The organism is Kamptonema formosum PCC 6407 (genome assembly GCF_000332155.1).
GTDB classification, from domain to species: domain Bacteria; phylum Cyanobacteriota; class Cyanobacteriia; order Cyanobacteriales; family Microcoleaceae; genus Kamptonema; species Kamptonema formosum.
In genome coordinates this window covers 1,093,012-1,111,728 of the sequence record NZ_KB235898.1, presented here as the reverse complement: position 1 = coordinate 1,111,728, position 18,717 = coordinate 1,093,012, and the positions used below count along the sequence as shown (strand labels likewise).

The 18,717-nt window shown below is 42.7% G+C and carries 13 protein-coding genes and 1 riboswitch; of the genes, 5 read left to right on the top strand and 8 right to left on the bottom strand.

The window, feature by feature from the left end; genetic code table 11:
• Positions 1 to 348: 348 nt before the first annotated feature.
• A riboswitch (cobalamin riboswitch) is annotated at positions 349 to 492 on the bottom strand.
• A 113-nt stretch (positions 493 to 605) separates the two neighbouring features.
• Positions 606 to 3,506: a sensor domain-containing protein gene (locus OSCIL6407_RS0104570; protein ID WP_007353290.1), complete on the bottom strand. Its 2,901-nt coding sequence runs from the start codon at positions 3,504 to 3,506 to the stop codon at positions 606 to 608.
• A gap of 455 nt (positions 3,507 to 3,961) precedes the next feature.
• Between OSCIL6407_RS0104570 and OSCIL6407_RS0104560 the strand changes: the two genes are divergently transcribed.
• The gene (locus OSCIL6407_RS0104560) at positions 3,962 to 4,966 is read left to right on the top strand and encodes a zinc-dependent alcohol dehydrogenase family protein (RefSeq protein WP_007353292.1); all 1,005 of its coding nucleotides are present in this window, start codon (positions 3,962 to 3,964) and stop codon (positions 4,964 to 4,966) included.
• Positions 4,967 to 5,252: 286 nt separating this feature from the next.
• On the opposite strand, the gene OSCIL6407_RS0104555 is transcribed toward OSCIL6407_RS0104560, so the two are convergent.
• The 5 genes from OSCIL6407_RS0104555 to OSCIL6407_RS0104535 form a co-directional block, all read right to left on the bottom strand.
• Positions 5,253 to 5,696, bottom strand: coding sequence for a type II toxin-antitoxin system VapC family toxin (locus OSCIL6407_RS0104555; RefSeq protein ID WP_007357108.1), 444 nt, complete (start codon positions 5,694 to 5,696; stop codon positions 5,253 to 5,255).
• Positions 5,684 to 5,923 carry a hypothetical protein gene (locus OSCIL6407_RS0104550; protein ID WP_007357109.1) on the bottom strand — a complete coding sequence of 80 codons (240 nt, stop codon included), beginning with the start codon at positions 5,921 to 5,923 and terminating at the stop codon, positions 5,684 to 5,686. Before OSCIL6407_RS0104550 ends, OSCIL6407_RS0104555 begins: the two co-directional genes overlap by 13 nt.
• A 184-nt stretch (positions 5,924 to 6,107) precedes the next feature.
• Complete coding sequence (locus tag OSCIL6407_RS0104545) at positions 6,108 to 7,400, bottom strand: dihydrolipoamide acetyltransferase family protein (RefSeq protein ID WP_007357264.1); 1,293 nt, start codon at positions 7,398 to 7,400, stop codon at positions 6,108 to 6,110.
• Positions 7,401 to 7,578: 178 nt separating this feature from the next.
• Entirely contained in the window at positions 7,579 to 8,028 is a 450-nt protein-coding gene (locus tag OSCIL6407_RS0104540) for a YlqD family protein (RefSeq protein WP_007357265.1), read from the bottom strand.
• A 91-nt stretch (positions 8,029 to 8,119) separates the two neighbouring features.
• Positions 8,120 to 10,075, bottom strand: coding sequence for a long-chain fatty acid--CoA ligase (locus tag OSCIL6407_RS0104535; RefSeq protein ID WP_007357266.1), 1,956 nt, complete (start codon positions 10,073 to 10,075; stop codon positions 8,120 to 8,122).
• A gap of 231 nt (positions 10,076 to 10,306) precedes the next feature.
• Here OSCIL6407_RS0104535 and OSCIL6407_RS0104530 point away from each other — a divergent pair, with 231 nt between their 5' ends.
• The 4 genes from OSCIL6407_RS0104530 (at position 10,307) to OSCIL6407_RS0104515 (ending at position 17,129) form a co-directional block, all read left to right on the top strand.
• Positions 10,307 to 11,392 (top strand): VWA domain-containing protein, encoded by a 1,086-nt coding sequence (locus OSCIL6407_RS0104530; protein WP_234708790.1) that lies wholly within the window; start codon positions 10,307 to 10,309, stop codon positions 11,390 to 11,392.
• A gap of 22 nt (positions 11,393 to 11,414) precedes the next feature.
• Positions 11,415 to 14,666 (top strand): tubulin-like doman-containing protein, encoded by a 3,252-nt coding sequence (locus OSCIL6407_RS0104525; RefSeq protein ID WP_007357268.1) that lies wholly within the window; start codon positions 11,415 to 11,417, stop codon positions 14,664 to 14,666.
• A 68-nt stretch (positions 14,667 to 14,734) separates the two neighbouring features.
• A complete protein-coding gene (locus tag OSCIL6407_RS0104520; RefSeq protein WP_007357269.1) occupies positions 14,735 to 16,288 on the top strand; it encodes a synaptonemal complex protein 1 in 1,554 nt (517 codons plus the stop codon).
• Positions 16,289 to 16,322: 34 nt separating this feature from the next.
• The gene (locus tag OSCIL6407_RS0104515) at positions 16,323 to 17,129 is read left to right on the top strand and encodes an OmpA family protein (RefSeq protein ID WP_007357270.1); all 807 of its coding nucleotides are present in this window, start codon (positions 16,323 to 16,325) and stop codon (positions 17,127 to 17,129) included.
• 37 nt (positions 17,130 to 17,166) lie between these two features.
• On the opposite strand, the gene purU is transcribed toward OSCIL6407_RS0104515, so the two are convergent.
• Both purU and OSCIL6407_RS0104505 read right to left on the bottom strand, forming a co-directional pair.
• Positions 17,167 to 18,021: a formyltetrahydrofolate deformylase gene (purU, locus tag OSCIL6407_RS0104510; protein ID WP_007357271.1), complete on the bottom strand. Its 855-nt coding sequence runs from the start codon at positions 18,019 to 18,021 to the stop codon at positions 17,167 to 17,169.
• A gap of 18 nt (positions 18,022 to 18,039) precedes the next feature.
• A complete protein-coding gene (locus tag OSCIL6407_RS0104505; protein ID WP_234708791.1) occupies positions 18,040 to 18,714 on the bottom strand; it encodes a hypothetical protein in 675 nt (224 codons plus the stop codon).
• Positions 18,715 to 18,717 lie beyond the last annotated feature (3 nt).

Below are 18,717 nucleotides of genomic sequence, written 5' to 3'. Positions count from 1 at the left end.
TAGAGAGAGAGAGAGAGAGAGAGAGAAGGAAGAAGGAAGAGGGAAGAAGGAGGAAGGAATTATTTACTTGGAGATATCCGTAACGCCGCCCTTTGGCCGATGAATATACCGCATAGAGGGCGGCCTTACGAAGATTGGGTAAACTCTTAATTATTGAATGCCAAAAATATCGGGCAAGTTCCACTATTTTGCTGATTGGGAAACTTGTCCTAATATTTTTTTCTTGTGCCTTTACTTCGCTTTCTCTCTTTCCAAATGCTGGCGAAGTTTGGGCAGACAAAGAGGGCGCGTATATCGCCTACAGTTACATTAAATTTACCGCTCATCCGTACCTCGCAGATGCGTTCAAAAGTTATCTAAATTTCGGCGGGCATTCTGACTTTAGAGACAGGTTTTGTCTCCTTACAGTTGCGGGACAGCGACGGATTTACACCGAACTTTCCCCGTTACCTCTAGCGGCTGCTCCCCGCTAGAACCGAGTGAATTTTCAGACTATAGCACACTTTTATGTGTTTTAGGAAAAAATTTTATTTTTGGCTTTAGAATTAAGGATGATAGCAGCCCCCTCCTACCACAACTATTTCCTTCTTCCTTCTTCCTTCTTCTTACCATTGGGGTTGAGCTGCTACTAGCACCGTAGCCGCATTACAGTCTATTGGTTTTGAGAAGAAATATCCTTGACCGTATTCACATTGTAATGCTCTAAGCTGAGCTAATTGTTCTGCTGTTTCGACTCCTTCAGCAATTACATCCATACCTAAATGACCTGCTAAGATTAATATTGTCTGTACGATCGCTTCGTTCCCTTCATCGTCAGCCATCCTACTGACAAAAGCTCGGTCAATTTTTAAAGCATCAGTTGGGAAACTGTGCAGACGAGAAAGCGACGAATAGCCTGTGCCAAAATCATCGATATATAACTGAATTTCCAAAGCTCTCAATTGCAGTAGCAAAGCTGCTGCTGATTCGGCATTGTCCATAATCACGCTTTCAGTAATTTCTAGTTTTAAACTGCGGGGATTAAGATCGGTTTCTAGTAAAATTTTTCTAATTTGGTCGATCAAATCTGGCTGCGTAAATTGTTGATTAGAAAGATTAACGCTGATAGTTAAAGGTGGATCTGTAGGAAATTCTTGTTGCCATTGGTACATTTGGTGGCAAGCTGAGCGGAGCATCCACCAACCAATGGGTACAATTAGCCGAGTTTCTTCTGCTACGCGGATGAACTCTGCTGGTGTTACTAAACCGCGCTGAGGATGTTGCCAGCGTAATAGTACCTCAAAACCGCTAATCTTACCGTTTACGAGAGAGACTATGGGCTGATAATACAACTGAAATTCCTGACGCTCGACAGCGCGGCGCAGGTCATTTTCTAGTTCCAAAAGTGCCACAGCGCGAGTGTGCATACTCATGTCAAATATTTCATGGCGAGCTTTACCCTGTGCTTTGGCATGATACATGGCAGCATCTGCATCTCTGAGTAAGTCTTCGGGGCGATCGTATAAAATTGGACATTGAAGATGGGGTAAGGTGGTAGCTTCGCCATCTCTGAATGGGGCTAAACCGGAACAGACAATGCCAATGCTGGCGCTGCTAAATATCTTGTGGGCGCTTAAGTGGAAAGGTGCTGCTAGTTCGTTTTGGACTCGCTCGGCAATGATGGTGGCATCGCTAGCATCTTTGATATTTTCTAACAAAATTGCAAATTCATCTCCGCCCAGGCGGGCAACAGTATCTCCTGTACGCAGACATATTTTCAATCGCTGGGCGATCGCGATTAGTAGTTGGTCGCCCACTAAATGCCCTAAACTGTCGTTGACGACTTTAAAGCGATCCAGGTCGATAAACAGTACAGCAAATAAAATTTCTGGCCGTCGCTTACCCAGTTCGATCGCGTGTCCCAGCCGATCCATAAATAAAGCTCGGTTAGGCAGACCTGTGAGAGTATCGTGGAGAGCATCATGGAGTAATTTCTCCTCAGCCATTTTGCGGACGGTGATATCTTCAACAGTGCCTTCGTAGTAAAGCAATTCGCCGTTGTTGTTGCGAACAGTCCGCGCATTCTCCGAAATCCAAATCGTGCTACCATCGGCGCAGTAAACCTCGGACTCAAATTCAGATATAGAACACTTGGTCTCAACTTCGCGCACGAATTCAGCTCTACGTCTGGGGTTAACGTAAACTTGGGTTTTGATGTCTTGTATTTGTTCGATTAATTCTTCTGGGGAGTTGTAGCCATAGATTTTGGATAAGGCGGGGTTGGCGCTGAGGTAGCGTCCCTCTGGGGTACTTTGAAAAATTCCTTCGATCGCATTCTCAAAGATGCTGCGATATTTCTCTTCAGCTCGTTTTAAGCTTTCTTCTGCTTGTTTGCGATCGGTAATATCGGTGAGAGTACCCAAATAGCCAGTAACTTCGCCGTTTTTTTCTACTTCTGGTACGGCTTGACAATATACCCATGTCACCTCCGAGCCTTTTTGGAAGCGGTATTCCAACTTGAAAGGCATTTTTTCTGTAATCGCTCGATACCAGGCGGTTAAAACGCGATCGCGATCGTCAGGATGTAGCGATCGCACCCACCCGGATTTGAGCGCCTCTGCGGGAGTTAGCCCCGCCATCTCGCAAAATCTGGGGTTAACATACAAGCACTCGCCAGCGGTTTCGGTGCGAAAAATCCCCACTGGTAGCATTTTTGCTAAGGTGTAATACCGATATTCGCTCTCTTGTAATGCTCTTTCGGTGACTTTGCTCTCGGTGATGTCTAACATCAAACCTTGAAGGAAAATCGACTGATTTACTTCGTCGCGGACTGCTACTGCGCGATCGCAAAACCACAGTACGCGACCGTTTTTGGCGATCGCGCGATATTCTACAGTAAACGATTGGTCGTTGATGCTTTCTTTGCCTACAGAGGCGGCGCGGCGGGTTGCGTCTTCTACTAGGAGGCGATCGCGGTCATCGGGATGGAGAATTTTAGATAGTAAATTCGGACAAGCCTTCCATTCCTCCAGAGAATAGCCCAATAGTTTGACAATTTGTGAGCTGATGTAGAGCCGATGACTAGGACGCTCTAGAGGGGCGATATAGGTGACAGCGGCAATTTGCTCGCTCAAAGCGCGGTATTTTGCCTCGCTGGTACGGAGTGCGGCTTCTAGGCGCTGTTGCTCCTCAATGGTGAGATTTACCGCCGCTATTTCCTGCGCTAACAATGACTGCGCCCCGGTCTTCACAAGGTCGCTTCCTGTAGCGCTGCTTTCCTCTTGACTGTTACACTGCCAAGCAGCTAAAGTTTTCGAGGGTGGTAGTTGTCGAGGAAGTACAAGGCGATCGCTTGTCCAGAAATTGCCGATAGCAAAAGAGCGATCGCTAATAGTTCCGACTGTAACAGTGGTAGATTTTAGCAGTCCTTTGTTTGTGTAGGCTATTAACGCGATCGCGAAAGTCACCAACAACCCCAGAAGGTATGCAGGAATCCCATTGGATAGAAATGGGTCGAGCTCGAACATGGATCAGCACCTTGATGACAGCAGTTACCTAAAACCAATCTATTTAAAAATAACTAAGTTATGAGTAAGAAGGAGTGACTAATGCAAAGTTCCTCTATTTAATCCCGTCCTACTGACTCAGTTAGGACTTAAGCGTTACTTACGTAATGCCGTTTTCCCTTAGAGTGGCATAACTGCCTAGAAGGCGGCGTTACGGATAGTTTGGCGTAAGCAATAAATGGTGCAACCACCTTAGCAATTAAGCTGATGTATGGCAGTGGCCCAACTTACGAGATTGATGTGCATTTGCTCACAGTACAGTCGAGGGAGCCTGGAAACCTAGCGGCAAGTCCCAGCAGCAGGGGGACGGGCAAAAGCATAGAATCTAATTGTCGCACTGCGCCGATTTGAGGTACGATCGGCAAATCGATCGAATCGAACAGCAGATCCCAAGTCAGAATTGCCAAAATATTTTTATGAAAGCGATCGCTTTTGATACACCCGGAAGCCCGGAAGTCCTGCAAATGGTGGACATTCCCGCCCCAACTATTCAGAAAGATACAGAACTATTGGTGCGGCTGCGGGCAGCGGGTGTCAATCCTATTGATACTAAATTACGACAGCGAGGCACTTTAAAACAAGACGAGACTCCTCACATTTTGGGGTGTGACGGTGCTGGTGTTGTCGAAGCTGTAGGTGCTGGAGTTCAACTTTTCCAAGTTGGAGATGAAGTTTATTTCTGTAATGGCGGTTTGGGCGGCCCAACTGGAACTTACACGGAATTGGTGGTTATAGACGAGAAGTTTGTTGCCAGAAAACCATCTTCAATTAGCTTTGCTGAAGCGGCCGCTGCGCCTTTAGTTTTAATCACAGCTTGGGAATCACTTTACGATCGCGGACGGTTACAAACTGGTCAAAAGGCATTAATTTATGGCGGTGCTGGCGGGGTTGGTCATGTCGCTATCCAGTTAGCAAAATTGCAAGGTGCAGATGTTTGCACGACGGTTAGTTCTGAAGAAAAAGCTAATTTTGTTACGGAATTGGGTGCCGACTTGCCGATTATTTACAAAAATAGAGATGTAGTCGATGAAGTTTTAGGTTGGACTCAAGGGCAAGGAGTAGACTTAGCTTTTGATACGGTAGGTGACGAAACTTTTTATCAATCATTTCCCTGCGTTCGGATTTACGGAGATGTGGTGACAATTTTGGAACCCAATTCAGCTTTAGGAAATTTGAAGATAGCGAGGTTGCGAAATCTGCGAATTAGTTTGGAATTGATGCTAACACCAATGTTGGAAGGATTAGTGGAGGAACAAATACAGCAAGCTAAGATTTTAGAGCAGTGTTCTCGCTGGATAGATAACAGTTTACTGAAAATTCATGTAGGTCAAACTTTCCCTTTGGAAGAAGCTGTAGCGGCTCATAAGTTGCTCGAATCGGGCTCGATGACTGGTAAGATTGTTTTGGTAATTGATAGTTGATAGTTGGTAATTGGTAATTGGTAATTGGTAATTGGTAATTGGTAATTGGTAATTGGTAATTGGTAATTTCATGTCCGGCAAAATACTTACGATCTGTCATTGCGAGCTCCGCGAAGCAATCGCAAGGTTTTGAGATTGCTTCGCGGAGCTCGCAATGACAAGTATTTAACCGGACATGATATAATTGGTAAATCCGGCTTAAATACTCCTTTTATCTGTTAGTCCGCGCAGGCGGACTTAGTTTGTGTAGTTGCGGTGGCAACGATGTAATTATATAAGGGATAGCTCAAGATGCCAAAACTTCAGTAAGGATAACAGTAGGTAAATTTGGAACGTTGCGAAACCCTTTATCATTAGTAAGAAATACACTACAGTTTATACTCAAAGCTGTAGCTGCATGAAGCGCATCAGGTGTTTTTAAATTGCTACTTGCCCGCATTTGAGCCGCATTTCTGAGTACAGATTGGCTGATGGGAATTAGCCTCATTCTGGTAGAAAAAAGCAGTTGTTCGTAAGCATTGACTAAAAGAGAATCAGCGTTTCTCAGAGGGACAACTAAAACCTCCATCAATATCAATTCACTGCTGACTATTTCAAGTTCCCCCGCTTGAAATTTCAACCAGAGAGGTTGCAGCAAAGAAATGTAATCTAAATTTCCCTCCAAGCTATAAATTAAAACTGATGTGTCTACATAGATAGTAGAAAAGGATGGCAGTATTAGCTGTCCCATGAATTTTTTTCCTCTTGTAGTTCTCTATCTATCTCCTCAGCAGTTCTGGGCGCACGCTGACTGTGTACTTTTTCGAGCAATTCTATAACCGAAACTTGTTTAGGTTCAGTTTTTTGTGGCAAAATAATGAACACATCTACACTATCGCCAACTGCTCCATCTGGAATATCAATCTCAAGCTTATTTCCTGGTAAAACTTTAGATTTTATGTGCAAAGCTGATTGCATGACCTAATCCCTCACAATATTTTAATTAATTAATTATACCTAATAATTACGCATCTTTGTAGGAAAGAAGGGGCTAGGGAAAGAGAGGGGGAGATGGGGAGGATGGGTAATTAGCCATTAGCTATTAGCCATTAGCCATTACCAATTCCCAATTCCCAATTCCCCATTACCAATTCCCACTAGCTTACAGCGTCAAAGATTGAGGATTTGTCTCAATTAACTTCGCCAAATCCTGCAAAAATGCGGCAGCATCAGCACCGTAAATAATGCGATGATCGCAAGTAATATTCACCTGCATTTGCCGTTTCACCCCGATCAATCCCTCTTCATTTGCAACAACTTGCGGCCGCGAAGAGCCGATCGCTAAAATCGAACCCTGACCTGGTGGTAAAATCGCATCAAACTTATCTACCCCAAACATTCCTAGATTCGATAGGGTAAAACTGCCCGTGCTATATTCCGCAGGTTGCAATTGCTTACTTCTAGCGCGATCGACTAAATCTTTCCAACTGCGAGAAAGCGAATAAATATCCATTTGATCCGCCTTTTGAAGGACGGGAGTAATCAATCCGCCGCCATCCATTGCTACTGCGACAGCAATATTAATCTCAGCGCGGTATTGAATCCCCGATTCCACATAGCAAGCGTTGAGTAAAGGATGTTTTTGCAGCGTTACGGCTACGGCTTTTGCTAACAGCCCCGTCATCGTTACGCCCTTTGACTTCACCTGTTTGTAGAGTTTGTCTAGATTGTCAGTAGTAATTGTATAACCGACGTGGAAAACAGGCACGGAGAGGCTGGCGGTCATATTCCGCACTACAGCATTTTGCAGGGCGTTCATGGGCATTACTTGACCCAAAGGCGCGATCGCACCCACAGGAGGGGCCGCTGCTGCTGTCGGTTTCGCTGGTACTGGCGCTGCGGCGGGTGCAGCGATCGCTACTGGTTGCTGAACAGCAGGCGCTTTCGCCTTACCAGCGGCCGCTTCGACATCCTCTGCCACAATCCGACCGTGAGGCCCGCTACCTTGCAGGGAACTTAAATCAACTTTAAGTTCCTTGGCTAACTTGCGAGCGCGGGGGGAGGCGACGCTGCGCCCATTGCGGCGGTTTGGGCTCTCTTGCAGCGCGGCGGGTGCGGAAGCAACAGCAGCCGCAGGAGTGGCGGGACTTTGGGCGGGGGCGGCGGCTTTCGCGGGTGCAGAAGTAGCTTGCTGCTGAGCTTTTTCGATTTCCGCTTCGGTTTCTGCGACTAAAGCGATCGCCGCCCCAACAGGTGCAACATCCCCAGCAGCCACAATAATCGTCGCCAAAAAGCCTTCGTAGAAAGACTCCACATCCATGTCTGCTTTGTCAGACTCAACCACAACCACCGTTTCACCTTTTTCTACCTTGTCTCCCGGCGATTTAACCCAAGAAACAATTTTGCCCTCGGTCATAGTAGAGCTCAGGGCGGGCATGAACACTTCGCGAATCATTTCTCAAACTTCCTTTCTCAACGGCTAAATCGGTAATAGGTAATGGGGGGAGGGCCGAGGCAAGTGAAAAGGGAGAATTGGTAACAGCCAGCCGATTTTAAATTTTCGATGCACAAATGACTGACGGTCAATTTCCAATTCCCAAATTCTCAATTACCAAATTACTCAGAATTGCCCTCTAAATATCCCCGCGAATTTCTTCAACTAAACCGTCCCGCAGGAGCACTTCTACCTGCATTTTTTGAATTAAGTTATCTCCCGTCTTGACGCTGAATATGCTTTCTATTTGACCTTGGGCAACTTCTTGTTCTAGATCTAATATCTGCACTTGGTTGAGTTGTTGAAGGCTTTGATTTTTCTGATCTAGCAGTTCGCTTTTCTTTTGATTTACCTGCACTTGAATGTTCTCAATTTGCTGCACTACCTGCGGGCCAGGTGGTTGCAGACTTTGCCGTTGAATATCACTAATCATCCGCTGCCCTTGCATTTCTAGTTGTTGAAGTTGCGAATCTATTTGGTTAATTTGGGCTTGAAGTTGCTGTTGAGCCTCTTCTTTCCAGCGGGGAGTAACGATGACTTTAACGTTAATCGCTCGTTTCAGGAGTAATTGATTGTTGGAGACATCCATAAAGATTTTGATTGTGTTTGTTGTGAGTTGCCAGTTAGAAATTGTTTAGAAGGGGAAGGGAAGATCGTTTTGACTACTCCCCTGACCGCTGTTACTTAAACATCTCGTTAATCATATCGCGGTAGTGTTCCATTACAACAGGGCGCTTAATTTTCAGGGTTTGGGTCAGCATCCCATTTTCCACTGAAAACGGCTCCAGAATCAGACGGAAGGAGCCGATGCGGTCGTCTGGGCGGTATCCAGGGCGGTTTTGCACTTCTCGGTTCAATTCTTGGCGGAATAAATCCTGAACTGCCTTGCTATTCCAGTCTATTTCCTGTAGGGAGGGATTCAGACTGGCTATCCACTTCTGGACGGCTTCGTGATTCGGTACGATTAATGCACCCAGGAATTTTTGATCTTGACCTACTAGCATAATTTGATCGATGTAGGCGCTGCGGAGGCTGGCATCTTCTATCGGCTGGGGTTCGATGTTTTCGCCGTTTGTAAGTACGATTGTATCTTTTGCCCGACCGGTTAATATTAAATCGTTCCCCGATGTCATCCAACCTAAATCTCCTGTATCAAACCAGCCTTCTTTATCTATTGCTTTCGCTGTGGCTTGGGGGTTTAAATAGTAGCCTCCCATGATTTGCGGCCCCCGCCCTAAAACTAGGCCGATTTGTCCGATGGGAAGTGGTTTGCGAGTTTCGGGGTCAACTATTTTGATTTCTGTTTCTGGCAGTGGTTGTCCTGCCGAACCCCTGAGATTATGCCAAGGACGGCGGACTGTAAGCACTGGGGAAGTTTCGGTTAAGCCGTATCCTACTAATAAGTTGATACCCGTGATTTCAAAGAAGTTATCGAGGTGCATGGCTAAGGAACCACCGCCGCTGATCGCACATTTGAATTGTCCGCCTGTGGCTTGGCGAACTTTTTGATAAATTAGTTTTTCGCCGATGGCGTGGAGGGGCAAAAGTAGAATAGTTTTAATTTGAGCTGTTAATTTTTTGGCGGGAGTTGGGGGTTCTAAATTGAGGGTTAAATCTTGGGCAATGCGGCGAGATTGTATGTATTTAAGGCTGGTTCCTAAGAGAAAGTTTACTAGCTTTTGTTTGTTGGCTGGTTGTTCGCGAAATTGCTTTTGTGCGGCTTCATAAATTGAGTCCCAAATGCGGGGGACGCTGACCATATATTGGGGTTTACAGGTTTTAAAGTCTTGTTTAAAATAGCGGATGCTGGTGTAAATTTGAGTGCATCCTTGGGAGAGTAGGTAGTATTCAACGGTGCGTTCGTAGGCGTGCCAACTGGGAAGAATGCTGAGGGCGGATTCTCCTGGTTGGGGTTGAAGGATAACGCCGAAGGTGGTGATTTGGTGTAGGAGGTTGCCGTGCGTGAGGATAACGCCTTTGGGTTTGCCTGTGGTGCCGGAGGTGTAGAGTAGGGTGGCTAGGGTCTGACGTTTGTGATTGGTGGGTTTGAGGGGGCGGTTGGCTCCTGTGGCGATGACTTCGGAAAATTTGATGACTGTGAGGGTTTCGCTTTTTTCTGGTTCTTCGTCGGAGAGGAGGATGATGAATTGGATGGGTAAGTCGGGGAGGCGATCGCGCAGTTTTCGCAATAGTGCTGAGTTTTCCACTATCAGGGCTGTGCTGCCGCTATCTTGGAGGATATACAGTAGTTCTTCGGGGTCTGCGCCTGCACCCCGCACGACATCGGCGGCTCCTGCGGTCATTATCCCTTGATCGGCGATCATCCAGCGAGGACTGTTGTCAGCAAAAAGGGCGATGCGATCGGGAACATCTCCTTCTTCCGTTGACTCAATTCCTAATGCTTGTAAGCCCGCAGCAAATTGTTGAATTTGCTGATATAACTCTGCGTAGGTAAGCTTGACTTCTGGCTGAGAGTGGGGGTCATTAAGGGCAATTACTTGAGAGAATCTCTGTTTGGCAATTGGCCAAATTTCAGGAAGAGATTGTAGTGAAGTATAATCTTCTACGGTGTTGAGGTTGGTACGTTCGATTTCGCTAAGCTGGTGAGCAGAAATGGAATCTGTGGGGCGGTTCATAGGGTATTTCCTGAGTTTTTAGAGAGAAAATTATTGACTACAACTTTAATATCTCTGATATTTTAATGGTTATGTGGTATTTGAGGGACAGTTTGCAAACCTGTCCTTAGCTCTATTCTTACAGTTCTTGTAGTATAATACTCCAAATAACTTTAGGGTTCTACTTTCTTGGCTGAGTCTTGTCAGGCAGTTACTCCAGGGCAACCGCTTGCCCCTTTACAAAAAACGGGCATGGAATTGGTTGCTCGTCTTCACGGCGGACGCGATGTAGTTTTGGCAATTGATTTAACGGAGAGTGTTGGCCTTAATGATGAGGGTCGCATCCGTTTGCGTCAGATAGTTGAGGATAGTTTGCGGCCTGGAGATACGGTCTATGTTGTGCCTTTTGCAACTACAGTAAATCCTCTGGCGGCTAATGTCAATCCTTTGCTGCCAGAAAATTCTATTAAGTTTAATGGCAAGAAGGATCTCGACCTAATTTTACAAGCTATTCCTTTTCAGCCTAATCTAAATTTTCAAAATACAGATATTCAACAGGCAGAACTTACTATTTATCAAGGTCTGGCAAATATTAATCAGTGTCGTTTGTCACAGAATCAACCAATTAAACCTCAGTCTGTAGTTTGGATTAGCGATGCACCCTTATTTACTCAGTCGCCTGCTAGTTCCGGGGAGTGGGTAGAAACGCCTGCTGATAGTCAGTTTCGGATTGGGAATTCTGAAGCGAGTCAACAGCGTCAAAATTGGCTTCAGGTATTGCCTTTGCGGGAGCGATCGCTAGCCATTAAAACTAAAGATAATAAGCAATATAAATTAAGTGTAGTTGATATTTCCCCCAACGTACAAGAGTTTTGTACACCAGCACCGGGAGGCCGAGAAACTTGTTTAGTTTCTGCTTATTTATTGAATCAGTTATGGTTGCCTGTATTAATTTCGGGAATTGCCTTGGCTGCTGTTGTAGTTACGGGCAGCAAGTTCTGGCGGCTGCAAAGGAAATGGACTCTGGCTGTAGATTTGAGGGCAACAGCGAAGGAGGATGACCAAGTATGCTATCTGGGAAATAATCAAAGAATTGCAATTGGCGAGTACGAATCTAGCTGTGCTGATTCGATTGATACTCCAGGGCCAGAAGTCAGAGCTTATTTATTACGAAAGGGGGAGAAACTTTATTTAGAACCAACTGGAGAGGCGGCTATTTTTTTGAATGGGAAAGAAGTGACAGAGCGGACTTTGATAACTAATACTACCAGGATTAGGCTCAATTGTCCCGATGCAAAAAAACGAGAATACGAGATTGTAATTCAAGTTAAAAAATAAATAAACAATCGGGGATATAAATATGACTCAATCTACAAGCAGCGATCGGCAAGTGCGGGGTATAAACAGGACTGTTTGCATTGGTTTAGGGGGTACGGGCAGAGATGTTTTAATGCGAATTCGCCGCTTAATTGTAGATCGCTATGGCGATTTAAGCCAGTTGCCAATTGTGAGTTTTGTTCATATTGATACTGATAAAGCAGCAACCCAAGTATCGGGTTTGCGAACTGGTAGTACCTATCATGGTGTTGACCTCAGTTTTCGCGACTCTGAAAAAGTAGGCGCGACCATGACATCAGCAGAAGTAACTAACTTTGTACAAGGCTTAGAACGACGTTCTAACTACGATCGGCAAGGGCCTTACGACCATATTGCTCGCTGGTTTCCACCCCAATTACTACGCAATATTAAAGCAGTAGAAGAGGGAGCAAAAGGAATTAGACCTGTAGGCAGATTAGCTTTTTTTCACAATTATCAAAAGATTAAAACTGCCGTTGAAACCGCAGAAAGACGGACGCGGGGACACGAAGCAACTTTACTAAAATCTGGCTTAAGAATTGAACCAGGATTGAATATTTTTGTCGTAGGTTCTCTGTGCGGTGGGACTGGTAGCGGAATGTTTTTAGATATTGCTTATAGCCTCAGACAAGCTTATGGCGAACAAGGGGCCCAAATTGTCGGCTATTTGGTAATTAGTCCGCAATTATACGGCAATACTTCTAATATGAGTGCCAATACTTATGCTGCACTTAAGGAATTGAATTATTACACCACTCCCGGCACTAAATTTGAGGCTTGTTATGATATGCAAGACTTGATTTTAGTGCAGGAATCGCGACCGCCTTTTGACTATGCTTATTTAGTTTCTAATCAAACTGCGGGGGAGTATTCGATTCTGGAACAGCGCAAATTATGTAATGTGATTGCTCATAAAATAGCGCTGGATTTTTCAGGAGAATTAGCGCCTGTAGTTAAGGGAATGCGAGATAACTTCTTGCAGCATTTAATTCAGTGGGACGGCCACCCGCGACCGAATATTCAGCGGTATTTAACTTTCGGACTCGCAGCGATTTATTTTCCCCGCGATATTATTGTACAAATTGCTTTGACTCGAATTAGTTTAAAATTAGTAACATTCTGGTTAAATGGAGAAGGACAAAGCCCAGATCCACAATTGTTACTTGAACAGTTTTTAATTCAGTATCGTTGGCATAGCGATTTAGCTAATCGGGATGGTTTTACTACTAGATTAGCGGAAGCTGTACAAGAATCGAACAAGACTTTTGTTAGTACCCTCAATACTTGGAGAAATGCTAAGTTAGAGCGGGTAATTAATGATTGTAAAAGTAAGGATGACCGCATTGGAGTTAGGCAAACATTACCGCGAGAGTTTCGAGAGCAGTTTCGCAAAACTCAGCCTGGGGAAACTGAGAGTACGAGAGGAATTTGGCTGACAAGATTGTTACAAATTCGTCCCACGATTACAGAGCAGCTTAAGCAGGACATCGATCAGTTTTTGGCGAGTTTATTGACTCCGGGAAATGTAAAGTTTTCGATTAAAAGCGGTCGTGATTGGTTGGATGCTTTGGAGACTGATTTGAATAGTTATCAGCGTCAGTTAGAGGAGGAGATTACTAATTTTGGAGGAAATCGTAAATTAGAAGATGTGGAGAAGAAATGGCGCGATGCAGAGGAAATAATTGAGGATATTGAGCAGAGATTTGAGCTGCCAATTGTGGGTAGTAAAAATCGGCAAGTGCAAGCTGAGGCGAAAAGAGTTGTGCGGGAAGTTTGCGATTTAATTAAGCACAATTTTGATTTAGCTGTGACTCAGGAAGCTTTGCAAATTGTGGGTAGTTTGCAGAAGCACGTTTTAGAACGTGCAACTCAAGTGGCGGGTTTTAACCGCGTAGCGGATAATTTAAAGAGTGACTATGAGAAAGAGGAAAGCGATTTAAGGCAATTGAATTTTGATGAGATGAGTGGCGAGGCAATTTTTGACAATGAGGATATTGAGGGGTGTTATAAAACTTTGCTACCAGAGCAAGATTTTCGCTCTCAGTTGGTATTAGTAAGTAAGGAGATTACACAAGTTTCGGGAGTAGGAGATTCGATTGCTTATTTAATGGATAAGACAACTCAAATACAACTACAAAAAGAAATTGATTTGACCGTTGATAGGTTATTTGGTTCTCGCAGCACTCAGATTGTGCAATCCGTGATTAAGCGTTTTATCCAAAATTATTCAATTCAGGATCGTTCGACTCGTTTGGGACAAATTAAACAGCAAGCTGAACCCCTACTCCGTTTGAATTTGAGCGATCCTTACTTTCGGAATAGTCCTGCTAAAAGAAGCGATTTGGTGGGTTTTAAAGATACTGACGAGTCGGAAGTGCAGCAGTTTAAAATCACTCTTGGACGAGATTTGGGAATTGCTGAAAGTGTTTTGAAACCTACTCAAGCTGAGGATGAAATTTTAATTGTGACTGAGTATGCGGGGTTTCCACTGAGACTAATTAGTGGTTTGGAACAGATGCGAAATCCTTACATTCGCGAAGGAAATTCGGAGAGTTCTTTTCTGCACAATGACTACCGAATTACCTTCACTGATATTATGCCACCTGATGCTCTGAAAATCGAGGAATTAGAGGATGTTTTTTATCCTTGTTTGGCTTTCGATCTAATTGGTAAAAATGCAGATACTCAGCAGTTAGAATTTCAGTATTATGACGAATTGCGTGACTGTTATTATACTGCTGGGATTAGCCCGGTATGGAATCAAGCACTCGAAGAGTTGGCTAATCGGCGGGATATGACTGATGCTTTAAAGGGGTTTTTAGAGAGAGCAATTGCTCAGATTGAAAAACATCCCGCTCTTTGGGAGAAAGACTATTTACCCAAATTGCGGCAATTTGTAAATCTGGTAGATAATTTGACAGAAGATAGTCCTAATTATCCTTACAGAGCTACAGTGGTTGGAGTTCCAGCCACTACTGAAATGCCAGCTAAGGAGGGAATTATTAATCGTTTTCGCAAACAGATGGAGGAACGATTTAAAAGTTCGCTAAATCCTAATACTTCCCCTCCCGGAATCGGTGCTTATCAGCAATTTACGCAGCCAGAAATAGTTGTTGAACCTACTGATGTTGTTGATAATCGTACTAAGAGACGGCAAGAATTGGAGCGGTTGAAACAGGATGTCAATGATGGGATTGTTACAGATAAGGAGTATGAAAAGTTACGGGAAGATATTTTGAAAAAATATCCGATTTAATTCTGATTATGGCGGGGATTTCCCCGCCACAGCTCTATAAAAAAATTAATATAGGAGTGTATTTACTGATGTTTGAATGGTTAAATTTATTTCCCGTATACTTACTTATTCCCACCATAGTGCTAGTAATTTTACCTGCTTTATTTGCTGCAATTCAACGAATTAGTCTTTATGGCAATTTAGTGAAAAAGACAAAAGAAGTGAGATTGCTGCTGAAGGATAACCAAGCAGGCTCGAAACCGAGAATTGTAGAAGACTTGGAAAGTAGATTTAAAGCTGCTAGCGAGTATCTAGAAGAAGTTAATTCAGCGGCTTTAATTGATGGGATTTATAGTCAACAAAAATTGAGGTTTTTGGGAATATCCTTTAATTACGATCGCGTTGATTATTTTTGTCGGATTTTGCCTAATCTTTTGCTATCTTTTGGTTTGTTAGGAACTTTTCTAGGAATCACCCTTAACTTATCTAGTCTGAGTCAAACCCTTCAAGAAAGTAAAGATACTAATTTATTACTTAATGAATTGCAAGTACCCCTGAAAGGGATGGGAATTGCCTTTATTAGCAGTTTAATTGCAGTATTTTTTAGTTCCACTTTGACTGTGGTTAATCTAATTTGGAATACAGGTTTAGCTAAGTCACAGTTAATTAGCTCTTTAGAAGATTATTTAGATAATGTTTATCAGCCAACGGTACAGGGGAAAACTCGGCTTGATAAAGTAGTTAAAGGGATGGCAGATACCTTTGACAACTTTTTAACTAGATTTGGTCAAACTGTCCGCGAGGGTGTAGAATCTGCTCTCAAAGATAAGATTCAAGAAATTATTGAAGCTAACCTTAAGGCTGCTAATTTAGCCGAACAAGTTTACGGGGGGTTAGCTGAAGCTTCTGGTTCAATCTCAAGAGGTGCTAATGAATTGAAAGAAGCTGCTGGGAAATTTATCGAAGTATCTAAAGCCTTTGAGAAAAATGAGTTTCCCCAAAAATTGTCACTAGCTACAACTAATTTAGCTAATGTTCAAAATAATTTTTCTAATTCCTCATCAAGTCTAGCTGATAGCGTTCAATCTCTTGGCAATATCTTGAGTCAAATTGAGGATTTTAGTCAAGAGTTGGTAAACATGACAGCAGAAATTAGTAGACTTAATCAAAGTTCAGTACAAGTGTTAGAATTACATCAAATTAATCAGCAATCACTTAGTCAGATTATTCCCAAATTTCAGCAAGGATCTCAAAGTTTTGAGTCTGCTGTCACAACGCTTGACAAGCTACAGAAACGAGTCGTGGTTAGAGTAGATAGTTTAGACAAAGTGCAAGTTGAGTTAACAAACTTAGTACAAACTATTAATAACTATACAAACCAGGTTAATCACAGTATGGAGACTTTGACTGTTAGGGTTGCAGAAACTATGAATAATCAAGCTGACAATAACAAGCTACAATCGCAAACGATAGCCACAAGTATTGAGGAATATGTCAACCATCTTAGTGACATAAAATATGAGTTTGCTGAGTTGGTAGAAATATTAAAAGAGAACTTAGAAAGTCCTGTCGTAGATAGGCATATAAGCGATAAAAATTTATTGGAAGAGTTAGAAAAACGAGAAAATACGCCGAATGAATAAGTAAAAACTTAACCACAACTGAGAACTTTAAATTATGCGTCGCCGCGATCGTTCCACAGATTCCGATGAAGACCTCAATATCTGGCCCGCCTTCACAGATTTGATGTCTAACGCCTTTATGATTATCAATTTATTTCTTTTGTTAGCTTTAGTCAAATCTGCCTTCTTAAAATCAACAGCAGAAAATACAAGTGACCAACTGGCTAAAGCTCAAAGAGAAATCGCAGAGATTACGCAAATACTTAATGATTCAAAATCAGAATTGCAGCTAAAAAATAATTATCTTAATGAAAAAGAAAATGAAATTAAAGGACTTCAACAAAAAATAGAAAGTTTACAGTCTCCACCTTTAATTATCATTAAAGACTCCGATATAGATTCTGAAAAACGCCCTCTTAAATTTGAAGCCGGACGAGCGGATTTACCAGAGGGTCTGCGTTTATTTATCGATAACAATGTAGTCAATCAACTTGAAAGTTTTGCCAAGCAATATCCCGGCTATGTTGTAGAAATAATTGGTCATACTGACGGTCAAGAAACAGTAGCACCGATTAGCAATCTCGATCAAACTTTAGAAAATGTAGCCATTGGCAATGAATCTGTCAGTAATTTAAAAGCAGGTTCTAATGCAGATTTGGGATTAATGCGGGCTTTAGCAGTAGTCAAAAATTTGCAAGCAGTTCAACAAAAAACAGGTCAACTACAAGGTTTAAAATTCCGCGCTTATTCAGCAGCACAACTATTTTTACCGACTGGAGAATACGCCCCAAGCGATCGCGCTCCCGATCCCACTAGGAGACGTATCGAAATTCGCTTTACACCCCCGGCTGTTGAAAAATAGCTTTAGTTTTATTATTATAATATTTTATTGGCTCCGCTCACTCAAATACAACTGTCTTATTCCCATAAACTAAGACACGGTTTCGCAAGTGCGATCGCACTGCTCTTGCCAACACTATTCGCTCTAAATCTTTGCCTTTGCGAATTAAGTCTGAGACTTCATCTCGGTGACTAACTCGTTCGACATCTTGCTCTATAATCGGCCCTGCATCTAAGTCTGATGTCACATAATGTGCAGTTGCGCCGATAATCTTTACTCCTCGTTCATAGGCGCGTTCGTAAGGTTTTGCACCCACGAAAGCGGGCAAAAATGAGTGATGAATGTTGATAATTTGGGGGAAATTCGCAATAAATTCAGCACTCAAAATCTGCATATATTTAGCTAGTACAACTAAATCTATGTTATACTGATTTAATAGTTTTAAATGTTGGGCTTCCTGCTCTGATTTGCTATCTTTGCTAATCGGAATATGGTAGAAATCTGCACCACACCGATCGGCAATTGGCTTTAAGTTGGGATGGTTACTGATAATTAAAGGAATTTCGGCTAAAAGTTCTTGAGATTGTTGTCGCCAAATCAAATCTAACAAACAATGGTCTTGGCGGCTTACCCAAATAGCCATTCGCCGTATTGTATCGGAAAAGTGTAGTTGCCAGTTAGCTTCGAGGGGTTGCGCGATCGCACTGAAAGCGGGTGCTATTTCTTCTCTGGATAAATCAAATCCTTCTAATTGCCATTCTATCCTAGTAAGGAACAGTCCAGCCGCAAAGTCAGTGTGCTGATCGGCGTGGATAATATTCCCATTATGTCCATAGATGAAGTTGGCAAATTTAGCAACAAGTCCGCGTCTATCTGGACAAGAAATTAGTAAAGTTGCTGTGGGGTTAGTCATAGGTAATTAAAAGTTTAATTAGTTTTGTAATTGCGATCTAATTGTATTACAAAAATCGATAAAATACCTGAAGCTAGTCAAATGTTGAGGCTCCTGTTGAATTCTGGCCACTAATTGATCTAAATAAAATGGCTTTAATACATCCCCCGGTCTTTGTTTTGTATATGATTTTTTTTCATTTTTAGCTTCAAATAATGCTTTTAAATAAGACTCGTGAAACTGAGCATGGGTATTAAAATCCTTATATTTTCCCATCATTTCTGGATCGTGCGCTGAAACATTATAATATTTAGTATAATCTAATAATGGTTGGCTTTGAGGCTGTTTTGAGTAAATCTTTCGATTACCTAGTAGCCACGTTTCCAAACAGCGATTTTGAATAATCAGAACAAATTTTGTATTGTTTAATATTAATTGTTGCGTACTTAAAAAATCATAAATTTCAGTTTTAAGCTCTGTGACAGTATTTTCCTCTGCATCTAGACAAACTACAAAATAATTATACTTTCCACTAGCGTTGATGTCTTCAATTGAATTTCCAATAAAATTATATATTGAAGGATACCCTTCTCCGCTAATCAGGTAATAATTTTTTTCGTTCACCAGATCGTAACTTTGGACTCGTTGTAGTTCTGGTAAAAGATGAGCCAGCCAAGCTGGATAAACTTTTTTCTCAGTTGTTGCTCCTTCCACAAG

Bases quoted from the DNA above. Each gene is read 5' to 3' on its own strand.
- OSCIL6407_RS0104525 (WP_007357268.1), top strand. From the start codon at position 11,415: ATGACTCAATCTACAAGCAGCGATCGGCAAGTGCGGGGTATAAACAGG.
- OSCIL6407_RS0104555 (WP_007357108.1), bottom strand. From the start codon at position 5,696: ATGGGACAGCTAATACTGCCATCCTTTTCTACTATCTATGTAGACACA.
- OSCIL6407_RS0104550 (WP_007357109.1), bottom strand. From the start codon at position 5,923: ATGCAATCAGCTTTGCACATAAAATCTAAAGTTTTACCAGGAAATAAG.
- purU (WP_007357271.1), bottom strand. From the start codon at position 18,021: ATGACTAACCCCACAGCAACTTTACTAATTTCTTGTCCAGATAGACGC.
- OSCIL6407_RS0104515 (WP_007357270.1), top strand. From the start codon at position 16,323: ATGCGTCGCCGCGATCGTTCCACAGATTCCGATGAAGACCTCAATATC.
- OSCIL6407_RS0104545 (WP_007357264.1), bottom strand. From the start codon at position 7,400: ATGATTCGCGAAGTGTTCATGCCCGCCCTGAGCTCTACTATGACCGAG.
- OSCIL6407_RS0104540 (WP_007357265.1), bottom strand. From the start codon at position 8,028: ATGGATGTCTCCAACAATCAATTACTCCTGAAACGAGCGATTAACGTT.
- OSCIL6407_RS0104520 (WP_007357269.1), top strand. From the start codon at position 14,735: ATGTTTGAATGGTTAAATTTATTTCCCGTATACTTACTTATTCCCACC.
- OSCIL6407_RS0104530 (WP_234708790.1), top strand. From the start codon at position 10,307: ATGGAATTGGTTGCTCGTCTTCACGGCGGACGCGATGTAGTTTTGGCA.
- OSCIL6407_RS0104560 (WP_007353292.1), top strand. From the start codon at position 3,962: ATGAAAGCGATCGCTTTTGATACACCCGGAAGCCCGGAAGTCCTGCAA.
- OSCIL6407_RS0104570 (WP_007353290.1), bottom strand. From the start codon at position 3,506: ATGTTCGAGCTCGACCCATTTCTATCCAATGGGATTCCTGCATACCTT.
- OSCIL6407_RS0104535 (WP_007357266.1), bottom strand. From the start codon at position 10,075: ATGAACCGCCCCACAGATTCCATTTCTGCTCACCAGCTTAGCGAAATC.